9 protein-coding genes are annotated in these 13,361 nt (G+C 43.0%); all 9 read right to left on the bottom strand.

Translation table 11 applies throughout. From position 1 onward, the window contains the following. Positions 1-30: 30 nt before the first annotated feature. The 9 genes from MKY52_RS17020 to MKY52_RS16980 all read right to left on the bottom strand — a co-directional run bounded on the left by MKY52_RS17020 (position 31) and on the right by MKY52_RS16980 (position 13,273). Positions 31-888: a carbohydrate ABC transporter permease gene (locus MKY52_RS17020; protein ID WP_341052445.1), complete on the bottom strand. Its 858-nt coding sequence runs from the start codon at positions 886-888 to the stop codon at positions 31-33. 11 nt (positions 889-899) lie between these two features. Next, entirely contained in the window at positions 900-1,772 is an 873-nt protein-coding gene (locus tag MKY52_RS17015) for a carbohydrate ABC transporter permease (RefSeq protein ID WP_341052442.1), read from the bottom strand. A 67-nt stretch (positions 1,773-1,839) separates the two neighbouring features. Continuing rightward, positions 1,840-3,150 carry an extracellular solute-binding protein gene (locus MKY52_RS17010; RefSeq protein WP_341052440.1) on the bottom strand — a complete coding sequence of 437 codons (1,311 nt, stop codon included), beginning with the start codon at positions 3,148-3,150 and terminating at the stop codon, positions 1,840-1,842. A gap of 116 nt (positions 3,151-3,266) precedes the next feature. Beyond that, positions 3,267-4,847, bottom strand: a complete 1,581-nt coding sequence (locus tag MKY52_RS17005; RefSeq protein ID WP_341052438.1) for a response regulator — start codon at positions 4,845-4,847, stop codon at positions 3,267-3,269. Between the two features lie 7 nt (positions 4,848-4,854). Continuing rightward, positions 4,855-6,534, bottom strand: a complete 1,680-nt coding sequence (locus MKY52_RS17000; RefSeq protein ID WP_341052435.1) for a sensor histidine kinase — start codon at positions 6,532-6,534, stop codon at positions 4,855-4,857. A gap of 371 nt (positions 6,535-6,905) precedes the next feature. Further along, on the bottom strand, positions 6,906-8,021 hold the full coding sequence (locus MKY52_RS16995; RefSeq protein ID WP_341052432.1) for a glycoside hydrolase family 88 protein: 1,116 nt from the start codon (positions 8,019-8,021) through the stop codon (positions 6,906-6,908). After that, positions 8,011-9,876, bottom strand: coding sequence for a DUF2264 domain-containing protein (locus tag MKY52_RS16990; protein ID WP_341052428.1), 1,866 nt, complete (start codon positions 9,874-9,876; stop codon positions 8,011-8,013). Before MKY52_RS16990 ends, MKY52_RS16995 begins: the two co-directional genes overlap by 11 nt. A 24-nt stretch (positions 9,877-9,900) precedes the next feature. Beyond that, positions 9,901-11,499: a response regulator transcription factor gene (locus MKY52_RS16985; RefSeq protein ID WP_341052427.1), complete on the bottom strand. Its 1,599-nt coding sequence runs from the start codon at positions 11,497-11,499 to the stop codon at positions 9,901-9,903. Then, positions 11,474-13,273 carry a cache domain-containing sensor histidine kinase gene (locus MKY52_RS16980; RefSeq protein WP_256716403.1) on the bottom strand — a complete coding sequence of 600 codons (1,800 nt, stop codon included), beginning with the start codon at positions 13,271-13,273 and terminating at the stop codon, positions 11,474-11,476. The genes MKY52_RS16985 and MKY52_RS16980 overlap by 26 nt, the downstream gene beginning before the upstream one ends. Positions 13,274-13,361: the final 88 nt, after the last annotated feature.

The raw sequence follows: 13,361 nt of genomic DNA, 5'->3' as shown, positions 1-13,361 counted from the left end.
TAAAATATCCTCCTTCTATTTTTGTATCCCTTATCCCTTGATTGCGCCTGCGATCATACTCTTCTGTACCTGCTTGTTGAGCAACAAGTAGATTACAATCGTTGGAATCGTAGCAATCATGAGTCCCGCTCCAATAATCCCCCACTGTGTAATGTAGGTTCCCACCATGGACATCATACCCACGGTTAAAGTTTGATAGAGTGAGTCATTAATGAACGTAGTCGCAAACATCAGCTCGTTCCAACAAGATAGGAATGTAAATATCGCAACTGTTGCAATAGCAGGACTTATAAGCGGCAACATAATGGAAAAGAACGTTCTGTAAATGCCGCATCCATCAATGACCGCTGATTCTTCCAATTCACGGGGGAGCCCCTTAAAAAAGCTGCTGACGATGAACACAGCCAAAGGGATACCAAAAGCAACATAAGGAATAATCAAGGACCAATACGTATTCAGCAAATGTAAGTTCTTCAGGACCATAAACAGCGGCAGCAGGGCCGCATGAATTGGCACCATCATCCCTAGGAGGATCAGGGTCATCGTTAATTCACTGAATTTCCAGTTCATCCTCGCCACGGCATAACCAGTCATAGAAGCAAGAATCAGTACCAGAATAATGGATACAGACGTTACCAACACGCTGTTAAAAAAATAAGTTAATACATTACCGTCTGATAAGGCTTTAACATAGTTACTCCAGAGAAATTCCTTAGGAAGGCCTACGACATCACCACTGAATATTTCACTATTATCTTTCAGCGAGAAAAATGCCAGCCAGATAAGGGGGTAAATTTGTACGATTGCCACAATTATTAGAAACAATTGCAGTAGTATTTTCCCAAAATAATTCGACCTTTTTCGCAACACCACTTTTGCAGTACTCACTTTCCTCACCTCTATTCAGTCTTGAAAAATTTATTAACAATTACTGTAAACACTAAACATTCCAGAATTATGAAAACAGATACCGCACTACCATATCCATATCTGTAAGTGTCAAAAATAGTTGTATACATCAACGTGCTCGGTACTTCAGTGGAGAATAAAGGACCTCCGCCCGTCAATACATAAATTAGATCGAATACTTTAAAGGCACCAATGACTGAAAAGACAAGACATACTTTCAGAATAGGCCTCATTAGTGGAATTGTAATTGAGAATGCAGTTCTTATTCGGGAAGCTCCATCAATTTTAGCGGCTTCGAGAATATCTTGTGAAACGGACTTTGCCCCAGCATACATCAGTAACATATGATAGCCGACATACTGCCACAGGGTCGGAATAAAGGAGGCGACAAGGGCGGTATCTTTTTTACCAAGCCAATCTTGTGCCAGATTTGAAAGACCCACGCTTTCGAGTAACCAATTCAAAAGTCCGTAATCCGCATTATAAATTTTAGACCACAGCTGCGCGATTACAACGGTCGAGATAAGCACTGGAATGAAGTATATTGCACGATAAAACCCTTCACCCTTGACCGAGGAGGCCAATATAAGGGCAAGTAAAAGCGATATAGGCAACTGAATAAAAATTGATGCTGCCGCGAACAGCATAGAATTTTTTATGGAATTTAATGCTCGTGAATCTGTGAACATCTCCACATAATTGTCTAGTCCGATAAACGCACCTTTACCGATGCCATTCCAATCTAATAAACTATAGTAACTGGAGATAAAGATCGGAACTAATACAATGGAACAAAATATGAGGAGGGTAGGCAGGACAAATATAGCAATAGCCCTCTTGTTCGAAAATACAGAGTTCATCATGGTTCTCCTCTCAAAAATGTGGTCAGAGACAGTCTCTGACCACATCTCACTTCGTTTTTTTCACAGATCAGAGGCTTAGTTCCGTTGGTTTAAGCTGTGCCATCTGTTTGCAGAATTCATCAGGAGTGATGTCTCCCGCCAAGAGTTGCGCGATTAAGTTCTTGTGAGCTTCCGCAGAATCAGCCGGGAGAATATTGTCCCACCATGCAATAAAAGAAGTTGCTGTTTTCATAATATCTGCTGCGGATTTATCAAGTTCGGACAGACCAGAAGTATCAAGAGCGTCAATGTTCCAGCTAGGAAGCCCTGCTCCGGCAAGGAAGCCCTGTGTACCGAGCTGCTCGCTTAGATACATAAGAAACTCAACGGCTTCTTTGGGTTGCTTTGTGGTATTGCTGACATAAAAGCCATCCACCGCTCCTCCGAAGATTTCAGTACTCTTTCCCTTACCGTCTTCAAATACCGGGAAAGGAATCACTTTGACCTTGCCTTTGACGGCCGAGGATGGATCTTCGATACCTGCATTTACCCAGTTGGCTTGAAACATCATAGCCCCTTGTCCTGCATTAAACGCTCCAAGCATTTCATCATAGCTCATGCTGAACATACTGCTATTGAAGAAGCCTGTTTTTCCAAGTTCCTGCATTTTAGTAGCTGCAGCAACGAAATCTGGTGAATTCCATTTGGAAGGATCCTTAAATGCCTCAATGACCGCATCATTTCCTGCTTGGCGCATCGCAATCATATCGTACCAATACATACCGGGCCAGCGGTCCTTCTCTCCAATGAGAGCCGGGGTGATCCCCGCTGCCTTTAGTTTCTCTCCCGCATCGAGCAGCTCTGAATAGGTAGTCGGAATTTTGGCTCCTGCTTTATCGAACAACTCAGTATTTACAAAAAGATTAGCGATATGGGTATAGACAGGCAGTGTATAGATTTTCCCATCAACCTCGATAGCTTCAGACATACCTGGAGCCATCTTCGATTTAATTTCGTCCGTTAAATAGCTGCTAATTTCAAGCACATTGCCGGATTCGATATAAGGCTGCATGAAGCTGCCTCCACCCATTCCATAAAAAATGTCAGGTGCTTCACCTGCGGCAAGTGAAGTCTTAATTTTGGTTTTGTACTGCTCACCAGTCGTTCCTGATCGTACAACTTGAATTTCTGGATGCTCCTTGTTCCACTTCTCAACGATTTCCGGCAATAATTTTGCAGATGGATCAGTATTACCTACGGATTGGTCCCATAATGTCAACTTAACACTTCCACTTTTCGACTGAGTTCCTCCAGATGATTCGGATGAACATGCAGTTACACTACCTACGATTCCTATAGCCAATGTTATGCTCATCGTCTTTCTTAATAACGCTTTCATCAATAAACCCCCCAAATGAAATTTGTTCTTTCTAGTATTAGTTTAGGGAAGCTACCATGATAACTCCATTCAAAATACCAACATATACCTTTCATTATTCGAACATATCCTCTTAATCATTTACCGTTTCTGTACTGATTCATCGACATCCCCGTAAACCTCTTAAACAAGATGCTAAAATAGTGCGCATCCTTGATTCCAACCTGTTCACCAACCTCGTATCCTTTTAAATCCGTATTCTTCAGCAGGCTTTCCGCCTTTTTCATACGTATGTTCGTAAGATACTCCACAAAGGTCTGCCCCGTTTCTTTCTTCATAAGCCGTCCCAAATGACCTGGACTGACGAAGAAAGTCCCAGCTGTACTAGCTAATCCTAATTTGGGATCATCCAAATTTTTCTCGAGATACTCTTTCACCTGACTGATGAGGTCCCCTTCTTTTGTTTGGTTTTTTGAATAAATAATTCTTGATACGTGAAGGACATAACTCTCCAATAGGTTCATTAATTCCGGTAAATTGTCTGCAGTGAGAATAGAGACCCATGTTTCTTTATTGGACACTTCTTCATCCTCGACCTGTTGCTCTATCGCAGCACGTTGGCATTCATTGATCACATCCATCGCTGCTAGACGAAACTGAGCTATACTGGAGAAAGCAACATCAAAGATCTGCGTTAGACTTTGAATTGCATGCTCGCCCGAACCAACGCTGATATAGAACTGCAGCTGCTGAAGGCGATCTGGATTCGACTGGTAATGCGCCTCCCTGTTTCCTACAATATCCTCGAAGCAAACAACCTGATTATTTCCAACAAAGACCTTGTATTGCACCGCACGACATGCTTCCTGATATCCAAGGTGCGCTTCTTCTATATGTATACGTTTGCGCCCGATCCCGATGTTAACATAGCATTTGTAGGATTCGCACAGATTGGTTATAAGTGATTCACAATCGCTGACAAGATTCGTAGCTTGGTTAAATGAAATGACTACAATTTGGTTTCGGGTATCTGTTAAAATAATCACTTGATTGTCGTTCTGGAAGAACGATTCCACTTTGTATCTGCATTCCATTCCCAAGAGAATCAACTGTTCCTCTGATTGCTTTACGGATGCTGAGGTAATTTCTAGAATAGCGATTTGAAAGGCCTCTTTGCTTAGGAACATCGGCAGTTTAAAATATTCCGCTTTTTCATGAATCTCTTCTTTGGAAAGATCGCCCTTTAACCACTGATATAAATATTTTTCTCTGAGATATGGAAAATTCCGCTCTAAATCTTCTTTCAATCTCTCTAATTCCTTATCTCGCGTACGCTCCTCGTATATTTTATTTTTCAGCTTATCAATCACATTGAGCAAATCTGAAGCACGAATCGGTTTTAGAATGAAATCAGAAATTCCCATTTTGATGCTCTGATGTGCATATTCAAATTCGTCATGACCTGTAACGATAACAATTTTTATATCCGGATACTTTGCTAAAACTTCCCTGCTAAACTCAATTCCGTTGATAGAGGGCATATAAATATCCGTAAAAATAATGTCCGGTCTCTGTTCATCCACCATATCCAAAGCTTCGTGTGCATTGGAAGCTTCTCCTATAATAGTTAGGCCTTGCTTTTCCCAGTCAACACGCATCCTAAGCAGGTTCCTTATCAAATATTCATCATCAACAATCAAAACCTTTAATTTTTCCATTGCGTATCTATCCCTTCGGTATAATTATCGTTATCGTCATCCCTTTTCCTAATTCGCTTTCGATTTTAATACAGTTTTTATTTCCATAAAAAATACGCAAGCGCTCCATAGTTCCCCACAATCCAAAGCTCTTTAATTGATCCTTCCTTTCAAGAATTTGCATAATCTCTTCTTCCAACATCCCAACACCATCATCAGATATGGATATTCTCACTTCATCCTTCATACTTCGTGCGCTGATTGTAATCGTTCCTTTCGTTCCTTTAGGCCGAATACCATGATAAAGCGCATTTTCAACCAATGGTTGTATAACCAGCTTGGGTATAGGATATTGCAGGCAGTCTTCATCCACGTCGAACTGAGCCTCAAAGACATCCTGATAACGGATATTTTGGATTTTCAAATAATTACGAACCATTTCAATTTCTTCACCGACCGTGATAACGTCTAAGCCCTTGCTGACACTCATACGATAATAATTTCCCAATGCCTCAATCATTTCACATAGCTGATCGTTTAATCCAGACAATGCCAACGAAGTAATGGAGTCCAGCGTGTTATATAAAAAATGCGGTTTGATCTGGGATTGCAGTGTATTCAATTCAGCTTTACGAATCATCTTCTGCTCTTCGACGATTCGGGTCAGAAGCTGATCCATTTCCTCAATCATGTGATTATAACCGTTAAACAACTGTTCGAATTCATAAATATTGCGTTCTACTTTTACTTTCATAAAATTACCCCTAGGAGCTTTGTTCATGGATCGGAGGAGCTTATGTATCGGATTAATAATACTGCGCGAAATGATGAAGGAACTAAAAAAGAAAATACTTCCGTTGATAATCAATAGAAGCAATGCCAAGAGTACAAGCGATTTATTCCGCGAATCAATTGTATTGTAGGGTGTAATACTTACAAATTTCCAATTAAATTCTCCACCTGAGAGATAAGAGATTCTATACTTCTGTGAACCAGAATTCAATGTAAGAGATCCTGAGTTGCTTTTCTGAAATTGTTGTTCCAGCCTCTCTCTGTTTGTCATAAGGATCTCTTTATAGACTGAATTATGTTGATCTTGGGTGGAATCGGATACGATGATATGATTATTTTCATCTAAAATAGCAATTTCAAAGGAACTCTGATTCAGCAGATTGGAATACGCCTGTACAAAGGCGTCGTCTTTGATATTAATAACCAAAACCCCTAAGGGAGAAGTGTTATCAATATCCCGAATCAACCGTATAAAAGATACGAAATTTTCATCGGCTCCCATCCTTGAAAAAGCTCCGCTGCCATTTAATCTTAGAATATATTTCCCTTTATTACTTACAACTTGCTCATACCATGAGGCATCCTTTATGTCCGCTTCCATAAAAGTTGGTAATTCCTGTGTTCCGACGGAAAAACGATGCCCCGTATTGTCGAAAATATTAACAGAATCAATTATAGGAACCGCTTGCATAAGATTATACAAATAGGCGCTAACTTTAGATTGTGTATCCAGATTGGAATATACCCCTCCCTGCCTTAACAAGTTTTGCAGATTACGATCGGAAAATATCATTTTAGAGTAATTGTTTACGTTTTCAATCATTAAATCAACGTTTGTCTGTATAGAAGTAATCGTTTGCAAAGAAGCCTCGTTAATTTTCTTTTGGGCTGAATTAGTAGATATTTGATTCAACACCCCATAACTGAAACCCACCGTAAGCAAAATGACTAAAAAATAGGCAAATGGTATTTTAAATGCTAATTTTTTCGAGTTAGTGTTTATCAAAGATTTTATACTTCTTATAATCCGTACCATCAACGTTTGATCCCCCATTTGTATGCCGTAATCTATCTTCACTGTTCTCCTAGCACCGATAAGCATTAATATAACATATATTTATCCAGAGCTAACACTAACCCATTTTGCTTTGCATAATGAGTATTACCTTACACAGAGAGCAGTTTCTCGTCACTTGCGTTTAAATGTTGTAACTAAAGCAGGGGAATAAATAAAGCAGTGCCCCTTCCTCCGACTTATCGAGAAAGGGGCACTGCTATTGACTTCTACTACCAATATCCTCGGATTCCCGTCTGCATACGGATCAGCGCTTCCAAATAATAATAATCTCCCCAAATCATATGGCCATCAGGCACACGTCCACCTCTGACATGATAGGAACCATGCTTTAGAAGCCCCTCCGCCTCCGGATTTCCGGATGTCGCATAATGTTCCGCTAAGGATTTCATGCTGCGGAGTAAGGCTGCTTCATAAATAGCACGATCCGGGTCATCTGCGTCCAGAAGATCCAGCAACTCCAAAAGACCGGAAGCCGCAATGGCTGAAGCCGAGCTGTCGCGAGGGGTCCCCGCTTCCACAGGCACATCGAAATCCCAATAAGCCACACTATCCTCCGGAAGATGGCTTATAAAATAATGAGCCAGGCTTTTAGAAGTAATAAGAAATTCCTCATTCTGCGTATAGCGATACGCCAGCGCAAAACCGTATATTCCCCAGGCTTGACCACGAGTCCAGGTCGAACCATCCTCATACCCTTGATGAGTTCCTCCACGAATCGCACTCCCCGTAGCCGGATCAAAGTAAAAAGTATGATAAGAGGAAGCATCCCCGCGCACAAGAAATTTTCGGCTCTTTAACGCATGCTGAAGGGCTATATCATAGTAGCGATTGTCCCCCGTTTCCTCCGCAGCCCAGAACAGCAGAGGCAAATTCATCAAACAGTCAATAATGATACGCCCCCCGTTCTCAGGATCACTCTCTAGACCCCAAGCCTGGAGAATTCCAGCTGTTTCACGCCAGCGTTTACACAACGTATCTGCAGCCTGCAGACCGACAGCCCGCGCCGCTTCACTGCCTGTTATTTTCCACTCTGCTACTGCAGTTAGTGAATACAAAAAGCCAATATCATGATGATCTAAGGCGATGTGCTGATCCAAACGATGCTTGAAGTCCCCTAGCCATGAGGCTGCCGCCTCCTTAAAGAATGAATCTTTACCATATTCGTAGGCAAGCCACATCATGCCCACATAGAATCCCTCTATCCAATCATCATTGTCTCCCCATTCGTATTGTTGCCCCTCGGCGATATGAGGCAATTTGCCCGGATGGTTAGTAATGTTACTCCCAATTTTGTGAATCGCATCCTCAATGGCCTTAGTCCACATCTTTGTTGCTCCTTTCCAATAAATCAACAGTATGCAAATGTGCATCGTTACTAGAATCGTATACAGCAATCCTTCCGTCTGACTGCCACTGAATAAGCGGCGGCGAAGCCAGACTGGCCTGATTCTCCAGAGTATTCGTTGCTCCAAAGACAGCAGATATCAGTACTTGATCTCCCGGCTCCAGTCTGGAACATAAGCTCGGAAGAAACGTCCGAGGCTTCAGCAGATTAGTATTCGGTTCGGGTAGCACGCATTCTCCCCGGTCAAAACCGCTTAGCATATGTATGGCACTGATTCCCCAGGGCAATTGCACCGAGACAGCAGTGTTAGATACATGAATGGTTTCCCGATCACTTCGTGAGAAGCCAGCAGACTGGCCAATGGCAAATCCACCCTCCGCTACGTCGAGACACCGGGCGCTATGAATGCTGTGAATACGGACATGCCACAGACCCGCTGGAATAATCCATGTCTTCACATGTACATCGCTCCAGGGATGCCAGCGTGAATATACATAATTCTCTCCAATTTCCCACGTCTCGCAGAATCTGCGTACCCGGTAATGCTCATCGCATTCACACAATGCTAATGTAGAGTCGTAAGCGCCTTGAACTAAGCCATAACCCGCCTTCGGCACACTGAATCCGAACAGCGTGGAGTAAGCAAACTTGGAATATTTAGCTGCGCTATGGGCCATATCAAAGTTAGCCATCTGACCAGAGGTATAGGCAATAACATGCTTATTTCCTTCCGGACGACTCACCAGCATACGTGCCTCTTCGAGTGGTAACATCTCTTTCAATACAGGCAGTGGTTCTTCTTCCGCTTGCCAAAAAGGATGATCATCCGGCAAGGCAAGAATAAGCATAGCTTTAAAGGCCCAATACGGTGATCCGGGGGCATTGTAGTTCTCCGTCATTACCAGATTCGGGTAAGCATATCCGATACTTAGTAATCCGTCTATTCCCATAATAGGTTTCTCAAACCACCAACGAAAATGACGCATTATAATTCCTTTGAGAACGCCATATGAAAAAGGAAGGACCTCGGCATACACCAGCGCACTCCAGAAAGAGACCTGCGCAAAACGATAGGTCAGACTACGTCCGAAAGGAATCGCACTTCCGTCCTCAGCAAACCAATACATAAAATCTTTGGCAAATTGCGCAGATCTTTCCCGGTAAACTGCAGCCCTCTGAGGATCATCATCCGCCATCAATTTAGCATATATCAGCGTATAATAATGCATAGCAAAAGCAATATAATAGTCTCTCTGATCGGTCAGCCCGTCGGAATACCAGCCATCACTCAAGTAATAGGTATCAATCTTCTCCAAATAATTATTCATTATCTCTTGATCGTAGGGCAATCCGACTTTCTTAAAGCCCACATTCACAAGAACCGTGAACATCAGCCAGTTATTCGGGTTCGAACGATCCACGTGATTGATCTGGTTCAACCAGTTATATACCTGCATTTTCTGAACATCACTCAGCGGCTCCCACAGCTTATGCGGCGCAAGAGCAAGCCCCAGTCCCAGTACAGCCTGTTCCACCATACGCTGGTCTTTGGTTGAGAACTCACCCCAGTATTCTTCATGTTCAGGGTCAGTCCCATTGACGATCCCTTCGAGGAACTTCGGCCAAAGCGCACTTTCCCCTCCCCCGCTGGCATGGGGAACAAGCCCCCATAACGGACGAGCGAAGGCTTCCATAAGCGCGGTAGCTTCATTGTATATTGATCCAGTAGCTCCCATATCGATTCCTGCACATCCAGAAGTAAATCGACTCTCCAGCGGAGCATATAGGTCATTTAAGAACATTTGTAATTCATTTTTAGTACCCTTCAGTTCCACAGTAATGGTTCCTCCAATCCAAACTCAATGCCAAGCCGCATATTCACTGGGCCTCATGCCCATTTCCCGTTTAAACAGCTTGATAAAATAACTTTTGTTGGCATATCCCAGATACTCGGAGATCTCTTCCACAGTCTTTCCAGACTGATTAAGCAGCTCTTTTGCCTTCTGAAGCTTTAGCATATTTACATATTCGATGAAATTCTGGTTTGTTTCCCGTTTGAACAAGCGGCTGAAATAGCTGGCATTCAAGTTCAGGCGTCCAGCCATGTCCTCCAGCGTTATTTTCTCCGTTACATGACTGATCACGAACTGCTGGGCTTTAATAACCTCGCTGCGTTTAGACTTGATAGAGAATATACTTATTTTCCGCGCTAATTCTTCCAAGTACTGAACTAGCCACTCTTCCAAATGCTCGAGGGTATCAATGTCACTCACCACGCTAAACAGCTTTTCTTCGGCCATAGGCAATGGAGACTGGAGCAGCTGTTTCGTCTTCAATTGCAAGTCCATCAGCAACCGGAGAACACATTCCTTAACCTCATTTGGATGAAACTTTTTCATTGCCACCCATTCTCGCCATTCCTTTACATGAACACGAAGCTCTGTTTCCCTATTCAGGGCAATATCATCATTAATAACAGCGTACAGACTTCCATATTCGGCATAAATATCATCCCGCGAAAAGCTAATCTCTTCAAAACGGTGGATGCCCGCCGCTGGAAAATAAAACCGCTGGATCTTCTCCTTTAGCATCCGCTGCAATGTTCCGCGAATTTCCTCAGGACTGCGTGCCTCAGCACCAAATATGCAGGAGACAGACAGCTTGAGATATTTCTGTACCGCAGAGGCTGCATTTTGAATGGAATGATAGATCGCTTGGTGGTCTCTGGAAGACTGATCGCTGCAGAAAAGAATAACAATCTCCTTATGGCTGTATCTCGAAATAAATAAACTGTGATCAGCCTCAAGCACTTCCTGCATAATATTCTCGACGGCAAAAGAAATCGTATATTCACTCATACGGCGCACCCGTGAGGCTTCCTCTGGACGGTCAATCACTATAAGCATTGGAATGTAGGTCTTGGCATGGATCATAATTCCGTTTGACCGGGCTTGCTCGATCCAAGCTACCTTGTCCCAAGATTGGTATAACGTATCTTTTAGAAACTTTTCTTTTAGCGCAGCACGGTTTTGTGATTGCTTTTGCTTATATACCTGCATCTCGGTATGCTGCTGCCTGTTCAGACCCACTTCCTTCACAAGTGTTCTGAGTGCATGTTCCAGCTGCTCGATATTCAGTGATTCTTTTAAAATATATTCTCCTACGTTTAATTTCAGCGCCTGCTGAGCGTATTTGAACTCGTTGTGGCAGGACAGAATAATCGCACGAATTCCGGGCTTCATCGCTCTGAATTTCTCAAGCATCTCCAGTCCGTTCATCTTAGGCATGCCAATATCGGTGATAATCAGATCCGGTGGATTCTGCCGTGCTTTTTCCCAAGCCTCAAGACCGCTATAATAACATCCGGTGAGTTCAATCCCGAGCTCACTCCATGACACGGCCTGCGACAAATAACGGATAACCGGATAGTCATCATCCACCAAAATTGCCGTCAGCATTCTCTATACCCACCTTTCCGTAGTTCAGTGGAAACTCCAAACAAATCTCCGTACCCACATCAGGTTCGCTTGATATATTCAACTTAAATGAAGCACCATAAATCATACTGAGGCGTTGGGCCACATTACGTAAGCCTATGCCGGAGAATCCTTTTCTGTCCTCTTCTGCAATTTGCTCACTACTGTATGCGGTTTCACGAAGTCTTTTTAAATTCTCCTGTGACATTCCGATACCATTATCCTTAATGGTGATAACCAAGGTTCCTGTAGTTGCAATAATACGAGCTTCAATAAAGATCTCACCACCAAACTGCTCGAAACCATGGATGATGGCATTCTCGATCATAGGCTGAATCATAAACCGAGGCACTAGTGCTTCAGCAGTTCCGTCTGCTAAATTCATTTCCAGCCTGACCTGATTGGCATGACGAAAATTCATCAAAGTCACATAATGAGATATCGTATCTGTCTCCTCACGAAGCGGGATAAACTCATTGTCTCTGTTAAAGGTCATACGGAGCAAAGACGACAACGAACCAATCAACTCGGCGTTCTCCTTGTCTCCTTGCATCAGAATATTTAACCGGATCGAATTCAACAGATTAAACATAAAGTGCGGATTGATCTGTGCCTGCAGCATTTCCAGTTCAGCTTTTCTTTTCCCTGTTTGCTCATAGGTGATTTGTTCAATCATGGACTCGATTCGATCTAGCATTTGGTCGATGGTACGGGCCAGTTGAGCCGCCTCATTATTCCCACGGATTAGCGAACGTTCGTCCAATTGACCACGACCTATTCGCTTTACAAAAGCACTTAATTTCACGATGGGCTGAGTCAGCTTAGAGATTAGAACGGTTAAGAGAACGGAAAAGAAGGTAAAGAATAGAATTTGCACGGCTAAGCTGATAAATAGAATCTGTTTATTCTTTGACAATGCCGCCTTCATAGGGATAATGCTCACCATCTGCCATCTGTTGCTGCTCAGCTCCTGGTCAACATACAAAAATTTCTCCCCACTGATCTCGACAGTATCAAGCCGACCTTCCTTTTTCCACCACGTCATTGTTTCACCAATTCGGGCTGGATCAGCATGTGAGACTACAGTTCCCTTGTCATCCAAAAGCATCATCTCTTTGCCATTGTCATTGTTCAGATAAGGGCGGAGTTTACGCTCATTGATGTTGATAATCATATATCCGATCGTGCTGCTGGAGGTCGATTGTATAGGTCTCGCAATAGTTACCCAATTGGCTGAGCCCTTATCAGAATAGTTGTAGTAGGTGTCGTGCTCCGCTCTCCAGAAAGTCGAAATCGGCTGAGTTTGTTTCAATAGTGACATCCAACGCTCGCTATAAAAGGTTTTCGGATTAAAGTCGCTATAAGGATAACTCGTATAAATAAATCCATTCTTACCGATCAGCGTCACTTTCAAATACTCTGAAAGAACGAACATATCATCCAGCATCCGCGACATACGGTTATACTGGATGATCTCTTTCGCTGAATGGAGCGACTCTGGAACAGCAGACATCATCTGCCTGATTTCGCTGTTCTGAAGCACAAAATTGGACTGCTCCAGCGTTTGTTCAAAAATGGCATTCATATTGGCACTGGACGCATTGAGAGATTCTCTTGCGCTGCCAACGGCCTTCTCCAGAATCAGATCCCGGGTTAAATAATCTGTAACCATGTAAATGCAGACTAGCGGGATCAGTACGCAAATCATTGAAGACCAGACAAGTTTCATTCGAAGTGATTGATGCTTTCTAAACACGGATGACAGGCCCCATATCTGTTTTAAATTTGGAGCAGGAGGCAGAATTGCTTTCCTGCCCCCACATTATAAGCCCCCTTGGGGAAGC

The organism is Paenibacillus sp. FSL P4-0184 (assembly GCF_038004625.1).
GTDB lineage: Bacteria > Bacillota > Bacilli > Paenibacillales > Paenibacillaceae > Paenibacillus_AQ.
Note: the sequence above shows the minus strand (reverse complement) of the source record. Positions and strands in the feature narration are given on the sequence as shown.

Excerpts from the sequence above, each read along its gene's own strand:
- MKY52_RS17015 (WP_341052442.1), bottom strand. The coding sequence starts at position 1,772 with ATGATGAACTCTGTATTTTCGAACAAGAGGGCTATTGCTATATTTGTC.
- MKY52_RS17005 (WP_341052438.1), bottom strand. The coding sequence starts at position 4,847 with ATGGAAAAATTAAAGGTTTTGATTGTTGATGATGAATATTTGATAAGG.
- MKY52_RS16985 (WP_341052427.1), bottom strand. The coding sequence starts at position 11,499 with ATGCTGACGGCAATTTTGGTGGATGATGACTATCCGGTTATCCGTTAT.
- MKY52_RS17010 (WP_341052440.1), bottom strand. The coding sequence starts at position 3,150 with ATGAAAGCGTTATTAAGAAAGACGATGAGCATAACATTGGCTATAGGA.
- MKY52_RS16995 (WP_341052432.1), bottom strand. The coding sequence starts at position 8,021 with ATGTGGACTAAGGCCATTGAGGATGCGATTCACAAAATTGGGAGTAAC.